Here is a 20,811-nt window from a genome sequence, read left to right as displayed (position 1 = left end):
TCTGGAGTAACAATTGCAATCATAAGAACCACACGCACCCAGAGCGCCTCCATGAACCTCAAATTCCTCGAAACCTTTGTCTGGGTCGCCCGGCTACAGAGTTTCAGCCTCACCGCCGAGAAGATGTTCAGCACCCAGGCGGCTATTTCCAGCCGCATTGCTTCGCTGGAAGAGGAGTTGGGACTGCGCCTGTTCGTACGGGACTCTCGCGGGGTCTCGCTGACACCCGAAGGCCTCAAGGTGCTCGACTACGCCGAACAGATGCTCGAAGTGCAGCGGGCGTTGAAGCAGTCACTGGACACCAGCAGCCCGCAGCAAGGCCTGGTGCGCATCGGCGTGATGGACACGGTGATTCATACCTGGCTCAGCCCCTTGATGTCGATGCTGATGCAAGCCTTCCCCGCCGTGGAAATCGAAATCACCGCCGATGCCGCGCGCAATCTCTGTGAGCAATTGCAGAAAGGCTACCTGGACATCGTGTTCCAGACCGACCTGGTCCGCCACGAAAGCGTGCGCAACCTGGAACTGGGTCACTACCCCATGCACTGGATCGCCGCCAGCCAGTCGATCTATGCCCGTCCCTATGCGTCGCTGGTGGAGATGGCCGGCGAGCGCATCATCACCTTCGTCAAGCATTCACGACCACATCAAGATGTGCTCAACCTGCTATACGCCCATGGCGTGAGTGCGCCGCGGGTCAGTTGCGTCAACTCGGTGTCGGCCATGACCCGATTGATTCGCGACGGATTCGGCATCGGCGCCCTGCCCGCCGCGCTGGTGGCCAAGCCCCTGGCCAGCGGTGAATTGATCCAGCTCGAACCCGGCACCGCGCTGCCCCAACTCGACGTCGTCGCCTCGTGGCGCGCGGGTGTCGGCCTGGAACTGGTCGAGAACATCGTCCAGATGAGTCGCCAGGTGGTCAGCCAATACGCCGTCGATGTCGGGCCGCAACGCATGGTGGTGGCCCCCGGCCTGAACGGCCAGGCGCCTCTTGAATAACTTTTAGTTGTCACGGGGTACCAATATTCCTTGTTGGACGCCATCGCCACGGTGTTCTCAAAGTAGCGAACGATCGCTTGGAGAGCCCCGTAATGATGTCCTTCGAACAACTGCAGCCATGCACGCCCCTGACCCTGCGCCAAAGCATCGCCGCCGGCCAATACCAGGGCCATACCAGCGGCCTGGGCCAGGGCCGCGTGCAAGCCAATATCGTGATCCTGCCCGGCGACTGGGCCAATGAATTCCTGCGCTACTGCACCCTCAATCGCCAGGCCTGCCCGGTGCTTGACGTGACCGAGCCCGGCGATCCGTTCTTCCGTAACCTGGGCGCCGCCATCGATATCCGCCACGAGGTGCCTCAATACCGGGTCTACCGCCACGGCGAGCTGAGCGAAGCGCCGCTGGACATCGAACACCTGTGGCAGGACGACCTGGTGGCCTTCGCCCTCGGTTGCTCGTTCTCGTTCGAACAACCGCTGCTGGAGGCCGGCATCCGTTTGCGGCACATTGAATTGGGGCGCAATGTCGCGATGTTCCAGACCAACATCGACACACGTCCCACCGCCCGCCTGTCTGGCAAAATGGTGGTGACCATGCGGCCGATGAAAGCCGCCGCGGCGATCCAGGCGATCCAGATTACCGGGCGCATGCCCAACGTTCACGGCGCCCCGGTGCACATCGGCGATCCGTCACTGATCGGCATTCAATCCCTGGACTCGCCGGATTACGGCGATGCCGTGCCGGTGGAAGCGGACGAGATCCCGGTATTCTGGGCCTGCGGCGTGACACCTCAATCGGTGGTCCAGGCCTCGCGTCCACCGTTGTGCATCACCCACGCCCCGGGCTGCATGCTGGTGACGGACTTATGGAACAGTGATCTGTAATCCTCGGACGAGGCTGTTTTTCAACTTGAAGGGATCCACGATGAACACCGCTCAGCGATCGATTCAACAGTACATCAGCGCCAAGGACGGCAACCGCCCTCACCTGCTGGACCAGGCCTTTACGCCGACTGCTATTGTGCACATGGTGGTGCGCACCGGTTCCATCACGTTTCCCGACCACGTCGAAGGCCGCACCGCCATTGGCGACGTGCTGGTCAGTGGCTTTGGCCAGACCTTCGAAAACGTCTACACGTTCTGCCTGGCCGCCCCGCCACCGGCAAACGCCGAGGCGTTCCAGTGCAAATGGCTGGTGGCGATGTCCGACAAGAACAGTGGCGAGGCACGCGTCGGTTGTGGCCTGTATGACTGGCAGTTCGATCCGGCGTCGAGCCTGGCCAAGCGACTGACCATCACCATCGAACACATGAAGACCCTGCCGGCGACCGATCTGCCGATGATCATGGCCTGGGCATCGCGACTGGAGTACCCATGGTGCCGGCCTGAAACGGCTATCGATAACATGCCGGATCTGGACGAGTTGCGAGAAGTGGTTCTGTACATGGCCAATGCCGAGCAGTGAAGAATATGACCTGCCTAGCTACTGTGCGAGGGGACTTCCCTGTGGGAGCAAAGCTTGCTCGCGATGCAGGCGCCTCGGTTCCCAGGGAGACCGCGTTGACCTCATCGCGGGCAAGCCTTGCTCCCACAGGATGTGGGGATACGCCTCTCGCCACAGTTTCTATGCTCCCATGACTGCGCCAAGGAAATGCCCAAATGAACATCAAGTTTCTCGAAACCTTCGTCTGGGTCGCCCGCCTGAAGAGCTTTCGCCTCACCGCGGAAAAGCTGTTCACCACCCAGGCGTCCATTTCCAGCCGGATCGCCGCCCTGGAGGACGAAATGGGCGTGCGTCTGTTCGTGCGCGATTCCAAAGGGGTGTCGCTGACCTCCGAAGGCCAGCGCGTGCTGGAGTACGCCGAGCGCATCATGGACACCATGCAAAGCATGAAAGCCGTGATCAAGGATCCGCGCCAAGTGCGCGGCCGGATCCGCATTGGTGCGATGGATACGGTGATCCACACCTGGCTCAGCCCCTTGGTGACGCGCCTGATGGAATGTTACCCGGCCCTGGAAATCGAACTGTCGGCCGACACCGCGAGCAACCTGTGCTCGCAACTGGAAAAAGGCTACCAGGACATCATTTTCCAGACCGACATCCTGCGCCTGGACAGCGTGCGCAACGCGCTGCTGACCCGATACCCGATGCACTGGGTGGTGCGCACCGGCTCCGCCTATGACCGCTCCTATGCATCGCTGGAGGACTTGTCCCAGGAACGCATCGTGACGTTCTCGCGCAACTCACGGCCCCACCAGGACATTCTCAACCTGCTGCATTCGGCCAACATCGTCTCGCCACGCATCAACTGCGTGAACTCGGCCTCGGCCATCACCCGCCTGGTTCGCGACGGCTTTGGCATTGGCGCCATGCCCGCGGCGCTGGTTGTCGGCGAACTGGCCCAAGGCACGCTGACGTTGGTGGACGGTGTGCCGTTGCCATCGGTCATGGACATCGTCGCCAGTTGGCGGACCGGCGCGGGAATGGAGCGGGTGGAAGACATCGTCAGCCTGACCCGGGAAGTGGTCGGTGAGTTTGTCGCGCAATTGCCGACCGGGTACCGGCTCGATATGAATTAAGCCGGGAATTCATTTCGTCATCAGAGATTCACACCGGTGACATACCGTGGGTGCCGATTGATCCCGTCCCTCGATCGGTGAGCCATCTGCCTGATGCAAGCATTCCTGAAAAAAAACAGAGCGCCCGAAGCGCCCATTACAACGCCAAACCATCTGGCATATCAACGTGACGCACAGAACAGCGACCGGTCCCGTGAGAATGAGATCTGTGTTCGGTTCCTCTCGTGTGCGGACATTCCCTCGTTGCTTGAACTCGAACAAAAGAAATGGACGGACGATCAGCGTGCCGATGCTGCCATGCTGGTCTCCCGAATCGCCGCATTTCCTGCCCTGAGTGTCGGTGCGTTTTGCACGCGTACAGGTACCGCGCAGGCATCGTTATTCATGAAACCGACCCGCCACGGCCACATTCGCCAATGCCTGACCTGGGCGGACTGTGCCAGGAAACAGCACGGCGACGAATCCGCCCGAACGGGGGCGTTGTTCGGCATCAGCCTGAGCAGCGTCGACCCGAAAGCGGCCAATGCGATTTTCGAATTCTTCTGGCCCTACGCACTGAAACAAGGCTGGTCAGCCATCTACCTGGGATCCCCTGTCCCGGGTCTACGGGATTGGCGCTCGAACAATCCTGATGCCACGGTTGCACACTACATCCTGAGTAAACGCCAGGGACTGCCGTTGGACCCACAGCTGCGGTACTACTTCAAAAAAGGCTTTCGCAAGATCGTCGCCATCAAAGACAACTACTTCCCCCATGAGCCTTCGCTGGATGTCGGCGTGCTGATCCGAGGCAAAGTGCCGCTGTCGGGCCTTTCGTTCATCTGGAAGAGAGTTCCGTTGCCTTGGTTGCAGCGCATGAAAAAATGGGTCTTCGTGTGCCTGTGAACACCTCCCGGACTGTAGCCGTTGCGCGTGCGGTGGCCTTTCCTTCATCGAGCAGCAACCTTCCCAGTTATCTATTCATGGTGCTGTGCGTTTTGAATACTGCCGCGATTGCCTGGCTGGCGACGCGTGAGGCATTCGTATGGCTGGCAGTCGCGCCATTGATCCTGCTCCAGGCGATCCTGATGATCGGTGTCCAGGAGATCAAGCATCAAGGCGTGCATCGCCAGTTCCTCGTGGGCACGCGCCTCAATGATGCAGTGGGCATGTTCGCGGCGGGCCTGTTTGCGGCCAACTTCGTGGGTTACCGCTACTTCCACCTCGAACACCATCGCAAAACCTGCCAGGCCGATGACCCCGAAGGCTTGATGTACGAACAGACCTGGCCGACCCGCTGGATCAGCCTGCTGGGCGCCGCCGAGCAACTGTGGGTGGCAATCTCCACCAATAGGATCTCCCGACGCTACCTGCCGCCACACGCAGTCTGGCCTTGGCGCTGGAACAACGCCTTGATCGGCGTTTTTGCTGCGGCGCTGGCGTTCGGTCTCTATGAAACGCCTCGACTGGTCGCCTGCGTCTATCTGCTCCCTTATTGCCTGTTTGCCTGGATGGATTTCTGGCTGACGCAGGCCGAGCACTATGGCGCTAGGATCTCGGACCAAGACTCGCGCCGCGCGCCCTGTGAGATCACTACGGACGTGCGCCTGCCAAAGGCGCTCTCCTGGCTGATTCTGCATCGTTCGCTGCATCGCACCCACCATCATGCGCCGGCCACCCGCTGGTTCCACGCGTACGCTCAATCAAGGGTGCTCGCCAAAGACAAGCCCGGTGGCACGACAGATCTGCCCACCTTCGTTGCGACATGGATGCGACTCGGCCCCCGACTCTGGAAATAAGCCATGAACCTTCCTCAACCAGCAACGACGCACCGCAACGATGAAATCTGCGAGCCCTTCTGGAACGACACACCGATCAGGACCTACCTGTTCGACGCGTTCTCGGTGCTGCTTCCCGCCGGAGAACAGTTCGTGATTTCGGTGGTTGAGTCATCCGCTTCGCAGCTGCCGCCCACCTCGACATTGGCTGAGCAATCGCACGACTTCGTCGCCGAGGAGCGCGCCCATCAGCGAGCCCACCGCCTCTACAATCAACAACTGGAAAAGCAGGGTTTTGAAGTCAAGAAATACGAACACGGAATCGAAAAGGACCTCGACGCCCTGCGCGCCAAACTGTCACTCCGTGCGCAATTGTCCCTGGCCGCGGCGTTCGAGCATGTGACCGCCGTCACGTCGCGGATCGCCTTGCGCAGCGACGGCCTGCTTTCGACCAGGGCTTCCCCGCAAACACGCCTGTGGCGCTGGCACTGCGCCGAAGAAGTGGCTCATCAGCACGTCACCACCGATCTTCTCCTGGCGCTGGGTGTCCCCTATTGGCAGCGAATTTTCTATTTTCTGGCCGCATCGGCACTCATGACTTTCGACATCCTTCGGCACCTGCACGGTTTCGCACGCCTCGACGTTGCCCGCGGCCGCGTCAGCGCCAAACAGCTGCGACGGGCGACGGGCCGCTTGCTGCTGCGCGATGGTGCGAACCTGGTGTTACTGGCAATCGGATGGGCAAGCTACTTTCTTCCGCTGAAAACAAATGCGGTGGCGGACTGTAAGTGAACTGCAACATCCCCGACTTATTCTGGACCGGGCGCACCGCGGCGAATGCTGGCTGTGCATGTCGCTCGCTCGGAATGATCCAGGGAATCCACCATGAAAATCAGTGTATTCGGAAGTGGCTACGTGGGCTTGGTACAAGCCGCCGTATTGGCCGAAGTGGGCCATGACGTGGTGTGCATGGACATCGATGAGCGCAAGGTCGACAGCCTGCGCCAAGGCCAGGTGAGCATTTACGAGCCCGGCCTGGCCGCGCTGGTGCGTGAAGGCCTGGAGGCCGGGCGTTTGCATTTCACCTGCGACGAACAGCTCGCCGTGCAGCACGGCCAGGTGCTGTTTATCGCGGTGGGTACGCCTTCCCGGGACGATGGCAGTGCAGATTTGGCCCAGGTCCTGGCCGTAGGCGAGGCCGTCGCCCGCCACCGCGAGCAACCGCTCATTGTGGTGGAGAAGTCCACCGTGCCGGTGGGCACCGGCGACGTTCTGCGGGCGCACATCGACAAATGCCTGCTCAAGGCCGGTCGCCTGCTGCAGTTCGATATTGTCTCCAACCCCGAATTCCTCAAGGAAGGCTCGGCGGTCGCCGATTGCCGTCGTCCGGATCGCATCGTGATCGGCTGCGAACGCGACGAAGTGCGCGAAACCATGCGCGACCTGTACGCCCCGTTCAACCGCAACCACGACCGGGTGCTGTTCATGGACCTGCGCAGCGCCGAGCTGACCAAATACGCGGCCAACGGCATGCTGGCGACCAAGATCAGTTTTATCAACCAGATCGCCGAACTGGCCGAACACCTGGGGGCCGACATTGAGTCCGTGCGCCTGGGCATCGGCGCCGACTCGCGCATCGGCTATCACTTCATTTATCCGGGATGCGGCTACGGCGGCTCGTGCTTTCCCAAGGACATGCGTGCCCTGATCCACACGGCCGAGCAGGCTCATTGCTCCAGCGACCTGCTGCAAGCAGTGGAAGCCATCAACGGGCGGCAGAAACATAAGCTGTTCGAGCGGATCAATGCGTTCTACCAGGGCGACCTGCGCGGCAAGACCTTCGCCCTATGGGGCCTGGCCTTCAAGCCCAACACCGACGACATGCGCGACGCACCGAGCCGCACCTTGCTGGAATCGCTTTGGGCCGCGGGTGCCAGCGTCCGCGCGTTCGACCCGGAGGCGATGCAGCAGACGCAACTGCTCTACCCCGACGAGCCCCGACTCATGCTGATGGGCACGCCAGAGTCGGTGTTGCCGGGGGCCGACGCGCTGGTCATCTGCACCGAATGGCAGCCCTTCAAGGCGCCGGACTTTGACCTGATCCAGCAACGGCTCAAGGCCCCGGTGATTTTTGACGGCCGTAACCTGTTCGATCCGGAGCGCATGGCCGACAAGGGCTTCACCTATTTCCCGATGGGTCGCGGGCAGTCGCGAAACCTGCCTGTTGCCCAGCAAACGTGGTTCCCGGCTTCGAGAATCGCGTGACCTGTGGCGTAACCTCAAAATTAATGCACTCAACCAGCATTAATATGAATTTGTAAGCAAGCGGCGGGATCGGCACACTGTGCCCCGTTCCTCCCCCAACTGTTGGAACACTTAAAGGGCTTTCTGGGACTTCCCCGTAAGCCCCTTTTTTTGTTCGTTTTTTTTGGATTTATGCTTGATGCTCTCTCGCTGGTTCCCCGCCGCTATCAATACCCGTCCCACCGAATGGAGCCGCGCCGCCATCGGCATGGCGCTGGGGACGATGTTCAGTGTCTGGCTTTGTGGGCAGGTATTTGGCCTTGAGGTGGCGCAGCACCTGATCGGCCCCCTCGGCGCCTCGGCGGTGCTGTTGTTTGCGGTGTCATCGGGCGCCCTCGCCCAGCCCTGGTCGATTGTCGGCGGTTACCTGTGTGCGTCGGTCGTCGCGCTGCTGGTGGCCCATGTATTGGGCCGCACCTTGGGTAGCGCCTGCCTGGCGGCGGGCATGGCGCTGGTGTTGATGTGCTGGCTGCGTTGCTTGCACCCGCCGGCAGGCGCCCTGGCGGCGACATTGGTGCTGGCCGCCCCGTCTATCATTGCGCTGGACTGGCAGGCCGTTGGTGCGGCCATGCTGGCCGGTTCCGGGCTGCTGGCCTTTGCGCTGGCCTACAACAACCTGACGCGGGTGCGCTATCCCAAGCGCGCCAGCGAGCCGGTGGCCGTCATACCGGCTGACCACCCTCCCGTCGACCGCCAGGCGATCACGGCCGAAGACCTGAAACTGGCCTTGGCGGAAATGGAAGCATTCTTTGACGTCACGCCGGAAGATCTCGAGCAATTGATCCACGCCAGCGAGCGAAATGCCAAGCGCCGCAGCATCACGGAGGTTCTCTCTGGTCGCGGTTGAGCCTGTGGCTGCTATAAATATGCAGAAAGGACCTGCACGTATCCCGGTTGTGCAATGCAAATTTGCACTGGTACGATCCTGGACGGGTACGCGCGACACAATTCATAAAGAAGAATAAAAGCAGGGAGTTAGCGATGACAGCTCAGGTTTCATCACACGCCGCGGGAACCCTCGAAACCGCGGCCTATGAGGTGCTGGTCGAAGTTCGCAATCACATTGGCCATTTGACCCTGAACCGCCCCGCCGGCCTCAATGCCCTCACCCTGGGCATGGTGCGCAGCTTGCAGCAACAACTCGATACCTGGGCCCTCGACCCACAGATCCGCGCCGTGGTGCTGCGTGGCGCGGGCGACAAGGCGTTTTGCGCCGGCGGTGATATCCGCTCGTTGTACGACAGCCACAAGCAGGGTGACACCCTGCACGAAGATTTTTTCGTCGAGGAATACGCCCTCGACCTGACGATCCATCACTACCGCAAACCGATCCTCGCTTTGATGGACGGCTTCGTGCTGGGCGGCGGCATGGGGCTGGCGCAAGGTGCCGACCTGCGGGTGGTGACCGAACGCAGCCGCCTGGGCATGCCGGAAGTCGGCATCGGTTACTTCCCGGACGTGGGCGGCAGTTACTTCCTGCCGCGCATTCCTGGCGAACTGGGTATCTACCTGGGCGTCAGCGGCGTGCAAATCCGCGCGGCTGATGCCTTGTACTGCGGGCTGGCCGACTGGTACCTGGACAGTCGCAAGCTTGAACAGCTCGACACGCGCCTCGATCGCCTGGATTGGGGTGATACACCACTCAAGGACCTGCAAAGCTTGCTGGCCAAGCTTGGTGTGCAACAATTACCTGCCCCGCCCCTGGCCGATTTGCGGCCAGCCATCGACCATTTCTTTGGCCTGCCCGACGTGCCGAGCATGGTCGAGCAGTTGCGCCAGGTCACCGTTGCCAACAGCCACGAATGGGCGATCAAGACCGCCGACCTGCTGGACAGCCGCTCTCCCCTGGCCATGGCCGTGACCCTGGAAATGCTGCGGCGCGGTCGGCATTTGAGCCTGGAAGACTGTTTTGCCCTGGAGCTGCATCTGGATCAGCAATGGTTCGAACGCGGTGACCTGATCGAAGGCGTGCGCGCCTTGCTGATCGACAAAGACAAGAACCCGCGCTGGAACCCGCCGTCCCTGGAGGCGCTGGACGCCGACCATGTGGCGAGTTTCTTCGACGGCTTCGACGACCACGGGAACTGAGCCATGCATGACCTCGAACTGACCGAAGAACAAGTGATGATCCGCGACATGGCCCGAGACTTCGCCCGTGGTGAAATCGCTCCCCATGCCCAGGCATGGGAAAAGGCCGGCTGGATTGACGACGGCCTGGTGGCGAAAATGGGTGAGCTGGGCCTGTTGGGGATGGTGGTGCCAGAAGAATGGGGCGGTACCTACGTCGATTACGTCGCCTATGCCCTGGCCGTGGAGGAAATCTCCGCAGGCGACGGCGCCACTGGCGCGCTGATGAGCATCCACAACTCGGTGGGTTGCGGGCCGGTGCTGAATTTCGGCACCGACGAACAAAAGCAGACGTGGCTGGCCGACCTCGCCAGTGGCCAGGCGATTGGCTGCTTCTGCCTGACCGAGCCCCAGGCCGGCTCCGAGGCCCACAACCTGCGTACCCGGGCTGAATTGCGCGATGGCCAGTGGGTCATCAACGGCGCCAAGCAGTTCGTCAGCAATGGCAAGCGAGCCAAACTGGCGATTGTGTTTGCCGTGACGGACCCGGAACTGGGCAAGAAAGGCATTTCGGCCTTCCTGGTGCCCACCGATACGCCGGGTTTCATCGTCGATCGCACCGAACACAAAATGGGCATCCGCGCCTCGGACACCTGCGCGGTCACCTTGAGCAATTGCACCATTCCTGAGGCCAACCTGTTGGGCGCGCGCGGCAAAGGCCTGGCCATCGCCCTCTCCAACCTGGAAGGCGGACGCATCGGCATTGCTGCGCAAGCCTTGGGCATCGCCCGCGCCGCCTTTGAAGCAGCGCTGGCTTACGCGCGTGATCGCGTACAGTTCGACAAGCCGATCATCGAGCACCAGAGCATCGCCAACCTGCTGGCCGACATGCACACCCGCATCAACGCCACCCGCCTGCTCATCCTCCACGCCGCCCGCCTGCGCAGCGCTGGCAAGCCGTGCCTGTCAGAAGCCTCCCAGGCCAAGCTGTTTGCCTCGGAAATGGCCGAGAAAGTCTGCTCCTCGGCGATACAAATTCATGGTGGGTACGGGTATCTCGAGGATTATCCGGTAGAGCGCTACTACCGCGATGCACGGATTACCCAGATCTATGAAGGGTCGAGCGAGATACAGCGGATGGTGATTGCCCGGGAGCTGAAGCACTACCTGGTGTGATGGCTATAAAAGCATCGCGGGCAAGCCTTGCTCCCACAGAGTCCGTGACCTGACACAGTATGCTGTGTGCAGCGCAGATTCAGTGGGGGCAAGCCCAGCTCCCACAGGGTTTAGCAGTGTATACAAATACTGCGTATCCCTCCGATCCATTGTGGGAGCGAGCCTGCTCGCGAAAGCGGTGTATCTGTCACTGAGATGCTGAATGTTCAGCCCGAATCGCGAGCAGGCTCGCTCCCACAGGGTTTGATGGCGTACACAAAGGCTGCATACATCCCAAATTCCCTGTGGGAGCAAGGCTTGCCCGCGATGGCGTCAGTGAGAACGCCGCGTTACTTGTCCTGGAACTCCGCCGCCCGCTTGGCCACGAACGCCGCCATGCCTTCCTTCTGATCCTGCGTCGCAAACGCGGCGTGGAAGACCCGGCGCTCGAAGCGCACGCCTTCGGACAGGCTGACTTCAAAGGCGCGGTTGACGCTTTCCTTGACCATCATGCTGATGGGCACCGACTTGGAGGCGATCAACGCTGCAGTCTTCAGCGCCTCGTCCAACAGTTCATCAGCCGGTACGATCCGCGCGACGATGCCGCAACGCTCGGCTTCCACCGCGTCGATGAAGCGCCCGGTCAGGCACATTTCCATGGCCTTGGCCTTGCCCACCGCGCGGGTCAGTCGCTGGGTGCCGCCCATGCCCGGCAGCACGCCGAGGTTGATTTCCGGCTGGCCGAACTTGGCGTTGTCGCCAGCCAGGATGAAATCGCACATCAACGCCAGCTCGCAGCCACCGCCCAAGGCAAAACCGTTCACCGCCGCGATGATCGGCTTGCGGCGGTTGGCCACGCGGTCACTGTCGCTGAACAGGTCGTCCAGGTAGATCTGCGGGTAGGTCAGCTCGGCCATTTCCTTGATGTCGGCACCGGCGGCAAAGGCTTTTTTCGAGCCGGTCAGCACGATGCAGCCAATCTTCGGATCAGCCTCCAGGCTGTCCAACGCCTGGTTCAACTCGCTGACGATCTGCGCATTCAAGGCATTCAATGCCTGGGGACGGTTGAGGGTGATCAGGCCGACGCGGTCCTTGATCTCCAATAAAATCGTTTCGTAGCTCATGCTGGACTCCTGTTCAAAGATTGCGCGAAATGACCATGCGCTGAATGTCGCTGGTGCCTTCGTAGATCTGGCAGACCCGCACGTCGCGGTAGATGCGCTCCAGCGGGAAGTCGTTGAGGTAACCGTAGCCGCCCAGGGTTTGCAACGCCATGGAGCAGACTTTTTCAGCCATTTCCGAGGCGAACAGCTTGGCCATGGAGGCCTCCACCAGCGCCGGCTGGCCGCTGTCGCGCAGGGCGGCGGCGTAGTGCACCATTTGCCGCGCCACGGCGATCTGGGTCGCCATGTCGGCCAGGCGGAACGCCACGGCCTGGTGCTCGATGATCGGTTTGCCGAAACTGGAGCGTTCCCGGGCATAGTCCCGGGCCGCCTCGAACGCCGCGCGGGCCATGCCCACCGCTTGCGCCGCGATGCCCACGCGCCCGCCTTCCAGGTTCGCCAGGGCGATCTTGTAGCCCTCGCCCTCCTCACCCAGGCGATTGCCCACCGGTACCTTCAAATCCTCGAAGAGGATCTGGCAGGTGTCGGACGCGTGCTGGCCGAGTTTGTCTTCGACCCGGGCCACACTGTAGCCCGGCGAATCGGTCGGCACGATGAACGCACTGATGCCACGCTTGCCGGCGCTCGGATCGGTCACCGCGAACACAATCACCACCCCGGCGTTCTGCCCGGACGTGATGAACTGCTTGCAACCGTTGAGCACGTAATGATCACCCTCCAGCCGCGCCCGTGTCTTGAGGCTGCTGGCGTCCGAACCGGCCTGGGGCTCGGTCAGGGCGAATGCGCCGAGCATCGCACCACTGGCCAGGGGTGTGAGGAATTTTGCCTTCTGCTCATCGTTGCCGAACTTGAGGATCGGCACGCAGCCCACCGAGTTGTGCACGCTCATGATGGTCGAGCACGCGCCGTCGCCGGCGGCGATTTCCTCCAGGGTCATCGCGTAGGCCAGGTAACCGGTGTCACAGCCGCCCCACTGCTCCGGCACCAGCATGCCGAAAAAGCCCAGTTCGGCCATGTCATCGATGGCTTCCCGGGGAAAACGGTGCTCGCGGTCCCATTCGGCGGCGAACGGTTTCAAGCGTTCCTCGGCGAACTGCCGGGCCATGTCGCGGATTTGGGTCTGTTCTTCAGTCGGGAGCATGGTGATTCCTTAATACAGGCATTCGACGGCCATGGCCGTGGCTTCGCCGCCACCGATGCAGATCGCCGCAACGCCGCGCTTGAGACCTTTCTGGCGCAGGGCCGAGAGCAAGGTCACCAGGATCCGTGCGCCAGACGCGCCAATCGGGTGGCCCAGCGCACAGGCGCCGCCGTGGACGTTGACCTTGTCATGGGCGATTTCCAGCTTGTCCATGGTCACCAGTCCCACCACGGCAAAGGCTTCGTTGACTTCGAACAGGTCGACTTGATCCAGCGACCAACCGGTCTTTTGCATCAATTTCTTCACGGCGCCAATCGGTGCGGTGGGAAACAGGCTCGGGGTATCGGCAAACGCCGCGTGACCGTGAATCACTGCCAGAGGCTTGAGGCCACGCTGGGCCGCCTGGCTCTGGCGCATCAGCACCAGCGCCGCGGCGCCATCGGAAATGGAACTGGAATTGGCCGCCGTTACCGTGCCGCCCTCGCGGAACGCCGGCTTGAGCGAGGCGACCTTGTCGATCCGCGCCTTGGGTGGCTGCTCGTCGTGGCGCACGGTCACTTGTTCCTTGCCGACCATGACTTGCAACGGCACGATCTCGGCATCGAAACTGCCGTCCTTGATCGCCTGCTGGGCGCGCGTGGTGGATGCAATGGCGAAGGCATCCTGGGCCTCGCGACTCAAGCCATTGGCTTCGGCGCAATCTTCGGCGAAGGTGCCCATCAGTCGGCCTTTGTCGTAGGCGTCTTCCAGGCCGTCGAGGAACATGTGGTCCAGCACCCGGCCATGGCCCATCCGGTAACCGCTGCGGGCACGATCGAGCAGGTACGGCGCGTTGGACATGCTCTCCATGCCGCCGGCCACCACCACTTCGGCGCTGCCGGCGATGAGCATGTCATGGGCGAGGATCGTCGCTTCCATGCCCGAGCCGCACATCTTGTTGAGTGTGGTGCAGCGGGTCGACTTGTCGAGCCCGGCGCCCAGCGCGGCCTGACGTGCCGGTGCCTGGCCCTGGCCGGCGGCGAGGACGCAACCGAACAGCACTTCTTCAACCGCGTCGGGTGCGATGCCGGCACGCTCCACGGCGGCCTTGATGGCGGCGGCACCCAACTGCGGGGCGCTGAGGCTTTTCAGTTCGCCCTGGAAACCGCCCATGGGGGTGCGGACGGCGCTGACGATGACAATAGGATCGTTGGACATCATGAATCCTCCTGATTATTTGGCTGCCATACGCAAGGCGCCGTCGAGACGGATCACCTCGCCGTTGAGCATGCTGTTCTCAATGATATGCCTGACCAGCGCCGCGTACTCGGAAGGTTTCCCAAGGCGTGGCGGAAACGGCACACCGGCGGCCAGGGAATCTCGCACTTCCGGGGTCATGCCGGCCATCATCGGGGTCTCGAAAATCCCTGGTGCAATGGTCATCACCCGGATGCCAAAACGCGCCAGTTCACGGGCGGCCGGCAACGTCAGGCTGGCGATGGCGCCTTTGGATGCCGCATAAGCCGCCTGGCCGATCTGTCCATCGAAGGCCGCCACCGACGCCGTATTGATGATCACCCCGCGCTCACCGTCGGCGTTGGCCTCGGTTTCGGCAATGGCCGCAGCCGCCAGGCGCAGCAGGTTGAAGCTGCCGATCAGGTTGACGTTGATCACCTGGCTGAAGCTGGCAAGGGCGTGGGGACCGTTCTTGCCGAGGATCTTCTCGCCGCGCACGATACCGGCGCAGTTCACCAGGCCATTGAGGCCACCGAACGCATCGACCGTGGCCTTGACCGCCGCCTCAGCCGCCGCTTCGCTGCTGATGTCGGCCACCACACTCTGGCAGCCAAGCTTTTGCGCCTGGGCGGCCACGGCGTCAGCGTTGAGGTCCACCAGCATCACCTTGGCGCCGGCCTTGACCAGCATTTCGCCGGTGGCCGCGCCGAGGCCGGAAGCACCGCCGCTGACGAGGAAAATCTTGTTGTCGATCTGCATCATGGTTTCCTTGGATTCAAACTGAAACGTTTCGCGCCGCGGTCTCTTGAACCTTGGCGATCTCCTGGTTGCGCAAGATAAAGCGCTGCAACTTGCCGCTTGGGGTTTTCGGCAAGTCGCTGACAAATTCGATTTCACGGGGATAGGCATGGGCCGCCAGGCGCTGGCGCACGTGCAAGCGCAATTCTTCGGCCAGCTCCGATGAGGCACGGAACTGCGCGCTGAGCACCACGAAGGCCTTCACCAACTCGGTGCGTTCCGGATCGGGCTTGCCGATCACTGCCGCTTCCACCACGGCCGGGTGTTCGATCAGCGCGCTTTCCACGTCGAACGGACCGACCCGGTAGCCGGAGGTGGTAATCACGTCGTCGCTGCGGCCCACGAAGCTGATGCTGCCGTCCGGGTTCAGCTCCACGGTGTCGCCGCTCAAGTAGTAGTCACCGACGAAGGCCTTGGTCGGCCCGCCTTCGTAACCGGCGAACCAGCACATGGGCGACTGGCTGCGGTCCAGCGCGAGAATGCCCGGCTGGCCTACGCCCAGCTCGCGCTGGTTTTCATCCAGCACCACGATCCGATGGCCCGGCGAGGCAAAACCGGCCGCGCCCAGGTGCACCGGGTGTTCCAGCCCATGGTGGTTGCACAGCACCATGCCCAGTTCGGTCTGGCCGTAATGGTCATGGATCACCACGTCCAGGTTATCGGCGAACCAACGGATCACCTCCGGGTTCAGCGGTTCACCGGCGCTGCTGACGATGCGCAGTTTGCCCTTGATCGAGCGGGCAAACTGCTCGCCACCGGCGATCAACAGGCGATAGGCCGTGGGCGAGCCGGTCAGGTTGGTGATGCCGTATTTGTTGATGACCCGGCAGGTGCTTTCCAGGGTGAACGGGCCATCGTAGAAGGTAATCGGATGCCCCATGGCCAGCGGCCCGGTCACGCCAAAATAGATGCCGTAGGCCCAACCCGGGTCGGCGACGTTCCAGAAGGCGTCTTCAGGGCGCAGGTCTACGGCGTCACGGGTGTAGCTCTGGAACGCAACGATGGCCTTGAGCGGCACCGACAGCGCCTTGGCAGGCCCTGTGGTGCCGGAGGTGAACATCAACAGGAACGGGTCTTCGCCAGTGAGCATCAGCGGTTCGCACTGGCTGGAGTGGTTCGCCACTTCGGCCCAGAAACTGTAGTCGCCGCGCACAATGCCCTGGCCCTTTTCGCCGCCGACCGTGACGATGGTGGGACAACCGGCGACTTCGTCGAGCTTGGGACGGTTGACCGCATCGGTGACGACCAAGCGTGCCCCCGAGCTGCCGAGGCGGTGTTCGATGGCCTTGGGCCCGAACGCGGTGAACAACGGTTGATACACCGCCCCGATGCGCCAGGTGGCGAGCACCACGATCAGCAGTTCAGCGGTGCGCGGCAGCAGGCCGGCCACTTTGTCGCCCTTGCCGATGCCTTGGGCGCGCAGGAAATTGGCGAACCGCGCGGCGTTGTCCTGCAGGTCACGGTAAGTCCAAGTCGCATCGCTGCCGTCACGCCCCTCCCAGAACAGGGCAATGCGCCCTGGCAACGCATGCCGGTCGCAACACTCTACGCAGGCATTGAGCGCCTCGAGCGAGCCGTGCAGTGCGGTGTTGACGGTGTGCAGGTAATCGAACTGCGAAGTGGCGGACGAATAATCGCGCATGACCAGCATCCCTCTGTGGTTTTTATTGGTTGGGGGAACCGTGAATAGCAGGCAAATACTCGCGCCGAAGGGCTGTGGCGGCAATGGTCAAAGCTTTCAAGTTGCTTGACTGGTTTGGCCATGGTTTAGGGGTGTGGTGTTCTTTAGGCTCTCATCGCGAGCAAGCTCGCTCCCACAGGGGATTGGTGGTGGGCCCCGATTTTGGGGTCGCCCAAGCACTCATGTGGGAGCGAGCTTGCTCGCGAAAGCGATGGTTCAGTCGCTACAAGGGCCGCTGCCAGGCAAACGAATACACCTTCTCCGGCGCTGGCGACTGGCAGGCCTGGTTGTCCGCATCAGGCCCCACAAGGAACCACTCGGCCCTTGAGGTATTGCCGACCCGGCGAGCTTTTTGCGGGTCGTAACAGCGGGCCAGGTCCCGAGCGGGCACCAGGGCGAAGGCCTGCGGGTGGCTGCGCAGCCAGGTGACGGATTGTTCCAGGGAGTTGCCACTATGAAAACCGAAATGCACGATGGGTTGCTGGGCGAACAGCCAATGGCCCTCACGCCAACCCGCGAGCACCAACTCGGCCTTTGACGTCAGCCCGGCGACATCGCGCATCAAGGTCTGGTGTGGGTTGATGCCTTCCTTGTGGGGCTCGACAAAGCCGCGTACAAACCAGGCACACAACCACAGCGCAGCCAGCACGTTGAAGACCGCCCTGCCCCTCGACCGCGCGCCAAACCAGCGGCGCAGCAACCATGGCACAAGCGGCGCCACCACCAGGATCAACGCGGGTAGCGCGGGAAAGATGTACAGCTTGCGCTTGCCGCTGCTCAGGCTAAAGAACACCAACACCAGCAGCACCCAACCGAGCAGCACCAACACCCGACCGTCGTGCTTGAGCAGTTGTTTGCGCCAGGCCGGCACCAGCCAGGGGAGCATGAACACGATCGGCAGCCAGTACTTCGGAATCACCTGGACGAAGAAATACCAGAATGGTTCGCGGTGCTCCCATGCGTTGGCATAACGCCCAGCGGTCTGCTTGAACAGGATTTCCTGGGCGTACGCCAGGCTGTCGGCACTGCCCTGCGCGACAATCATCAGCAAAGGCCCCAGCCATAACGCGATGGCGGCCAATGCGACGACCAGCCCCAGCCACCAGCGTCCCGCCTGGCCAGGCATGGCCACCACCCCTTTCCAACCTTTGCGCAGCGCATAGGCGTAGGGAATCAGCAATAGCACCGGCAGAAAACCCACGCCTTTGCTGATAATCCCCAGCCCCATCGCCGCACACGCCACGTAGTACCAACGCCAGGCCGGGCCGAGCAACACGTGCCGGCACAAGCCATAGATCCCAAGGATGGTCCAGAGCGCAAGGAAACCATCAATCTGCCCGGTGCGCAGGATGCTGTAGGTCTGGTAGGTGGCGAGAAACAACAGCGCCGCGATCACCCCCACGCGCCGTCCCCACAAGCGTCGGCCCAGGTCATACAGGCACGCGGTGGTGACGGCGCCTGCCAGCAGCGCGGGCAAGTACAGGGCAACTTTGGGCAGGTGGGTCAGTTGCACGAACAGCGCCACTGTCCACATGAACAGCGGCGGTTTGTCGGCGTAGATTTCACCGGCGCGATGGGGAATGAACCAAGAGCCGTTTTGCAGCATCTCCAGGGCAACGCCAAGGAAGCGCTCTTCATCGACATTCATCGGTTGGCGCCAGCCAAGGCCAGCGCCCACCATGATCAAGGCCAATACCACAAACGCCAGGAGCTCGAGCCGCGGGGAAGATAATCGTATCCGCACCGTCTCAGTCCTTCTCTGCCAGTTCGCGCTTTTGCTGCTCATGATGCTTGGCGATCAACTGCAAGTTGCGCAGGTAAACGACAAAACCGAAGGACTGGCCGACGATGAAAACAGGGTCTTTGCGGTAGATGGCGTAGGCCAGCAACAGCGCACTACCGATGATGCTCAGGTACCAGAAGCCAACGGGAATCATGCTGCGCTTCTTGTATTCGCTGTACAGCCATTGCAGGGCAAAACGCCCGGTGAATGCCAATTGACCACTGAAGCCAACGGCCAACCACAACGATTCTCTGCCCATTTCAAACCTCGGTTTCTTGTGCGTTGACGTCCAGGCGGGTGCGCTTGATCAGCCACCACACCCCAAACAGATCGACAATGCCCACCAGCGCCCGGTCCAGGTTGCCGTAGTTGGACACCCCGGCCCCGCGCTCACGGTGATTGACCGGCTGAACCAGCATCCGGCCGTTGTGACGGCGGATCAGCGCCGGGATAAAACGGTGCATGTGATCGAAATACGGCAGGCGCAGAAACGCCTCGCGCTCGATCAACTTTATGCCGCAACCGGTGTCGGGCGTCTGGTCCTTGAGCAGGCTGGCGCGCAGTTTGTTGGCAAATCGCGAGGCCCAACGCTTGCTCGCCGTGTCCCGGCGATTGACGCGATGCCCCGCCACCAGCTTGACACCCGCGGGGGTGCCTTCGGAACCGCGCACCAGGTCGAGCATTTTCGGCAAGTCGGCCGGGTCGTTCTGACCGTCGCCGTCCAGGGTTGCCAGCCAATGCCCGCGTGCCACCTCAGCGGCGTGGTAGATCGAGGTGCTCTGGCCCAGGGAACGGCTGTGGCTGAGCACTCGCAATTGCTGGTAGCCACTGCCTTGTAAGGTTCTTAACTCAGCGGCGGTGGCGTCGGTGCTCCCATCGTCCACCACGATGACCTCAAAGTTCTCATTGGCCAACGCCGTGCGCACTTCTTCGAGAAGTGGGATGAGATTGCCTGCCTCGTTTTTGGCCGGAATCAGGACCGACACATAAGGGGTTTCGTGCATGATGCTCCAGAAAAGATGCTGGGAAATGAGGGGTTAGACGGCGTAAAAGTCGCGGTACCAATCGACAAACGACTGCACACCGACCGGCACTGCGACTTGTGGGCGAAACCCCACCCGCTCCTCCAGTTCACGAGTGTCCGCCCACGTGTCGACCACGTCGCCCGATTGCAACGGCAAGAAATTCTTTATCGCGCGCACGCCCAGCGCTTCTTCAATGCACTCGATAAACTGCAAAAGCTTCACCGGTGAGCCGAAGCCGATGTTATAGACCTTGTTGCACACGCCGGTCTCATTGGTCGGCGGCAGCGGTATCAGCCGCACGAGGCCCTCGACGATGTCGTCGATATAGGTGAAATCGCGAGACATCGCACCGTCGTTGTAAACGTCTATGGTGCGACCGTTGAGGATGGCATCGGTGAATTTGAACGGCGCCATGTCTGGCCGTCCCCAAGGCCCATACACGGTGAAAAACCGCAGGCCGGTGGTGGGAATGCCATAGAGATGCGAGTAAGCGTGGGCCATCAGTTCATTGGCGCGCTTGGTCGCCGCATAGAACGATACCGGCTGGTCGACGGGGTCGGTGGTGGCGTACGGCAGGCGGTCGTTCAAGCCATACACCGAACTGCTCGAGGCGAAGATCAGGTGCGCCGGCCGATGGGCGCGGCAGGCTTCCAGCACGTTGAGAAAGCCCACCAGATTGCTTTGCGCATAAAGGTCCGGATTGTCGATGGAATAACGCACACCGGCTTGGGCCGCGAGGTGGACGACGTGGTCGAAGGCATGTTCGGCAAACAACTCCAACAGCGCCTGTTTGTCTGCCACATCCAGCAACTGAAAGCGGAAATCGCGGCACTCGGCCAACTGCGCCAGGCGTGCCTGTTTCAGCTCGACGCTGTAGTAGCTGTTGAGGTTGTCGATGCCAATGACCTGATGGCCGTCGCTGCACAGCCGCTTGGCGGTATGAAACCCGATGAACCCTGCGACGCCGGTGACGAGTACTTTCATACGCGGCTCAAAACGGTCATTTGCATACATTACCCTGATGGATGGCCCGGCTTTTCCGGGGGCTGCACAGGCTTGTATCAGAAATAAATGACGGTTTTATGAGCGTGCCCACTTGCCAAGCACCTCCTCTGTGGGAGCGAGCCTGCTCGCGATAGCGGTGGATCAGTTGACACAGATGTTGATGGTTAGATGGCTATCG

Annotated in this window: 20 protein-coding genes; 11 read left to right on the top strand and 9 right to left on the bottom strand. The window is 61.7% G+C overall.

Going from position 1 to position 20,811, the window contains the following annotated elements:
• Window positions 1–51: 51 nt before the first annotated feature.
• The 11 genes from LQ215_RS17875 (at window position 52) to LQ215_RS17825 (ending at window position 10,882) form a co-directional block, all read left to right on the top strand.
• On the top strand, window positions 52–999 hold the full coding sequence (locus LQ215_RS17875; RefSeq protein ID WP_230151776.1) for a LysR family transcriptional regulator: 948 nt from the start codon (window positions 52–54) through the stop codon (window positions 997–999).
• Window positions 1,000–1,091: 92 nt separating this feature from the next.
• Window positions 1,092–1,883 carry a putative hydro-lyase gene (locus LQ215_RS17870; protein ID WP_230151774.1) on the top strand — a complete coding sequence of 264 codons (792 nt, stop codon included), beginning with the start codon at window positions 1,092–1,094 and terminating at the stop codon, window positions 1,881–1,883.
• A 40-nt stretch (window positions 1,884–1,923) separates the two neighbouring features.
• Window positions 1,924–2,463: a hypothetical protein gene (locus LQ215_RS17865; RefSeq protein ID WP_230151772.1), complete on the top strand. Its 540-nt coding sequence runs from the start codon at window positions 1,924–1,926 to the stop codon at window positions 2,461–2,463.
• Window positions 2,464–2,657: 194 nt separating this feature from the next.
• On the top strand, window positions 2,658–3,578 hold the full coding sequence (locus tag LQ215_RS17860; RefSeq protein WP_230151770.1) for a LysR family transcriptional regulator: 921 nt from the start codon (window positions 2,658–2,660) through the stop codon (window positions 3,576–3,578).
• A gap of 93 nt (window positions 3,579–3,671) precedes the next feature.
• Window positions 3,672–4,463 carry a hypothetical protein gene (locus LQ215_RS17855; protein WP_230151768.1) on the top strand — a complete coding sequence of 264 codons (792 nt, stop codon included), beginning with the start codon at window positions 3,672–3,674 and terminating at the stop codon, window positions 4,461–4,463.
• Complete coding sequence (locus LQ215_RS17850; RefSeq protein ID WP_230151766.1) at window positions 4,454–5,356, top strand: fatty acid desaturase family protein; 903 nt, start codon at window positions 4,454–4,456, stop codon at window positions 5,354–5,356. Before LQ215_RS17855 ends, LQ215_RS17850 begins: the two co-directional genes overlap by 10 nt.
• A 3-nt stretch (window positions 5,357–5,359) precedes the next feature.
• Window positions 5,360–6,127, top strand: coding sequence for a metal-dependent hydrolase (locus LQ215_RS17845; RefSeq protein WP_230151763.1), 768 nt, complete (start codon window positions 5,360–5,362; stop codon window positions 6,125–6,127).
• Between the two features lie 93 nt (window positions 6,128–6,220).
• Window positions 6,221–7,600, top strand: a complete 1,380-nt coding sequence (locus tag LQ215_RS17840; protein WP_230151762.1) for a UDP-glucose dehydrogenase family protein — start codon at window positions 6,221–6,223, stop codon at window positions 7,598–7,600.
• A 178-nt stretch (window positions 7,601–7,778) separates the two neighbouring features.
• Window positions 7,779–8,486, top strand: coding sequence for an HPP family protein (locus tag LQ215_RS17835; RefSeq protein WP_230151760.1), 708 nt, complete (start codon window positions 7,779–7,781; stop codon window positions 8,484–8,486).
• A 134-nt stretch (window positions 8,487–8,620) separates the two neighbouring features.
• The gene (locus LQ215_RS17830; RefSeq protein ID WP_230151758.1) at window positions 8,621–9,727 is read left to right on the top strand and encodes an enoyl-CoA hydratase/isomerase family protein; all 1,107 of its coding nucleotides are present in this window, start codon (window positions 8,621–8,623) and stop codon (window positions 9,725–9,727) included.
• 3 nt (window positions 9,728–9,730) lie between these two features.
• Window positions 9,731–10,882: an acyl-CoA dehydrogenase family protein gene (locus tag LQ215_RS17825; protein WP_003202007.1), complete on the top strand. Its 1,152-nt coding sequence runs from the start codon at window positions 9,731–9,733 to the stop codon at window positions 10,880–10,882.
• A gap of 329 nt (window positions 10,883–11,211) precedes the next feature.
• Here the strand turns inward: LQ215_RS17825 and LQ215_RS17820 are convergent, their stop codons facing one another.
• The 9 genes from LQ215_RS17820 to LQ215_RS17780 all read right to left on the bottom strand — a co-directional run bounded on the left by LQ215_RS17820 (window position 11,212) and on the right by LQ215_RS17780 (window position 20,612).
• Entirely contained in the window at window positions 11,212–11,985 is a 774-nt protein-coding gene (locus LQ215_RS17820) for an enoyl-CoA hydratase (RefSeq protein ID WP_014338306.1), read from the bottom strand.
• Window positions 11,986–11,998: 13 nt separating this feature from the next.
• Window positions 11,999–13,126, bottom strand: a complete 1,128-nt coding sequence (locus tag LQ215_RS17815) for an acyl-CoA dehydrogenase (RefSeq protein WP_230151756.1) — start codon at window positions 13,124–13,126, stop codon at window positions 11,999–12,001.
• A 9-nt stretch (window positions 13,127–13,135) separates the two neighbouring features.
• Entirely contained in the window at window positions 13,136–14,326 is a 1,191-nt protein-coding gene (locus LQ215_RS17810; protein WP_230151755.1) for an acetyl-CoA C-acyltransferase, read from the bottom strand.
• A gap of 12 nt (window positions 14,327–14,338) precedes the next feature.
• A complete protein-coding gene (locus tag LQ215_RS17805) occupies window positions 14,339–15,100 on the bottom strand; it encodes an SDR family NAD(P)-dependent oxidoreductase (RefSeq protein WP_230151753.1) in 762 nt (253 codons plus the stop codon).
• A gap of 16 nt (window positions 15,101–15,116) precedes the next feature.
• Entirely contained in the window at window positions 15,117–16,781 is a 1,665-nt protein-coding gene (locus LQ215_RS17800) for an AMP-binding protein (RefSeq protein ID WP_230151751.1), read from the bottom strand.
• 262 nt (window positions 16,782–17,043) lie between these two features.
• Window positions 17,044–18,501, bottom strand: a complete 1,458-nt coding sequence (locus tag LQ215_RS17795) for an ArnT family glycosyltransferase (RefSeq protein WP_436839586.1) — start codon at window positions 18,499–18,501, stop codon at window positions 17,044–17,046.
• A gap of 67 nt (window positions 18,502–18,568) precedes the next feature.
• The gene (locus LQ215_RS17790; RefSeq protein WP_230151748.1) at window positions 18,569–18,862 is read right to left on the bottom strand and encodes a lipid-A-disaccharide synthase N-terminal domain-containing protein; all 294 of its coding nucleotides are present in this window, start codon (window positions 18,860–18,862) and stop codon (window positions 18,569–18,571) included.
• A 1-nt stretch (window position 18,863) separates the two neighbouring features.
• Window positions 18,864–19,607 carry a glycosyltransferase family 2 protein gene (locus tag LQ215_RS17785; RefSeq protein ID WP_038859625.1) on the bottom strand — a complete coding sequence of 248 codons (744 nt, stop codon included), beginning with the start codon at window positions 19,605–19,607 and terminating at the stop codon, window positions 18,864–18,866.
• A gap of 33 nt (window positions 19,608–19,640) precedes the next feature.
• On the bottom strand, window positions 19,641–20,612 hold the full coding sequence (locus LQ215_RS17780; RefSeq protein WP_230151746.1) for an NAD-dependent epimerase: 972 nt from the start codon (window positions 20,610–20,612) through the stop codon (window positions 19,641–19,643).
• Window positions 20,613–20,811: the final 199 nt, after the last annotated feature.

It is taken from the genome of Pseudomonas brassicacearum, assembly GCF_918698105.1.
Lineage (GTDB): Bacteria > Pseudomonadota > Gammaproteobacteria > Pseudomonadales > Pseudomonadaceae > Aquipseudomonas > Aquipseudomonas brassicacearum_F.
This window is presented reverse-complemented; position numbering and strand designations above follow the sequence as displayed.

Coding starts and splice junctions, on each gene's coding strand:
- LQ215_RS17875 (WP_230151776.1), top strand. CDS start 52: ATGAACCTCAAATTCCTCGAAACCTTTGTCTGGGTCGCCCGGCTACAG.
- LQ215_RS17870 (WP_230151774.1), top strand. CDS start 1,092: ATGATGTCCTTCGAACAACTGCAGCCATGCACGCCCCTGACCCTGCGC.
- LQ215_RS17865 (WP_230151772.1), top strand. CDS start 1,924: ATGAACACCGCTCAGCGATCGATTCAACAGTACATCAGCGCCAAGGAC.
- LQ215_RS17860 (WP_230151770.1), top strand. CDS start 2,658: ATGAACATCAAGTTTCTCGAAACCTTCGTCTGGGTCGCCCGCCTGAAG.
- LQ215_RS17855 (WP_230151768.1), top strand. CDS start 3,672: ATGCAAGCATTCCTGAAAAAAAACAGAGCGCCCGAAGCGCCCATTACA.
- LQ215_RS17845 (WP_230151763.1), top strand. CDS start 5,360: ATGAACCTTCCTCAACCAGCAACGACGCACCGCAACGATGAAATCTGC.
- LQ215_RS17840 (WP_230151762.1), top strand. CDS start 6,221: ATGAAAATCAGTGTATTCGGAAGTGGCTACGTGGGCTTGGTACAAGCC.
- LQ215_RS17835 (WP_230151760.1), top strand. CDS start 7,779: ATGCTCTCTCGCTGGTTCCCCGCCGCTATCAATACCCGTCCCACCGAA.
- LQ215_RS17830 (WP_230151758.1), top strand. CDS start 8,621: ATGACAGCTCAGGTTTCATCACACGCCGCGGGAACCCTCGAAACCGCG.
- LQ215_RS17825 (WP_003202007.1), top strand. CDS start 9,731: ATGCATGACCTCGAACTGACCGAAGAACAAGTGATGATCCGCGACATG.
- LQ215_RS17820 (WP_014338306.1), bottom strand. CDS start 11,985: ATGAGCTACGAAACGATTTTATTGGAGATCAAGGACCGCGTCGGCCTG.
- LQ215_RS17815 (WP_230151756.1), bottom strand. CDS start 13,126: ATGCTCCCGACTGAAGAACAGACCCAAATCCGCGACATGGCCCGGCAG.
- LQ215_RS17810 (WP_230151755.1), bottom strand. CDS start 14,326: ATGATGTCCAACGATCCTATTGTCATCGTCAGCGCCGTCCGCACCCCC.
- LQ215_RS17805 (WP_230151753.1), bottom strand. CDS start 15,100: ATGCAGATCGACAACAAGATTTTCCTCGTCAGCGGCGGTGCTTCCGGC.
- LQ215_RS17800 (WP_230151751.1), bottom strand. CDS start 16,781: ATGCGCGATTATTCGTCCGCCACTTCGCAGTTCGATTACCTGCACACC.
- LQ215_RS17795 (WP_436839586.1), bottom strand. CDS start 18,501: ATGGTGGGCGCTGGCCTTGGCTGGCGCCAACCGATGAATGTCGATGAA.
- LQ215_RS17790 (WP_230151748.1), bottom strand. CDS start 18,862: ATGGGCAGAGAATCGTTGTGGTTGGCCGTTGGCTTCAGTGGTCAATTG.
- LQ215_RS17785 (WP_038859625.1), bottom strand. CDS start 19,607: ATGCACGAAACCCCTTATGTGTCGGTCCTGATTCCGGCCAAAAACGAG.
- LQ215_RS17780 (WP_230151746.1), bottom strand. CDS start 20,612: ATGAAAGTACTCGTCACCGGCGTCGCAGGGTTCATCGGGTTTCATACC.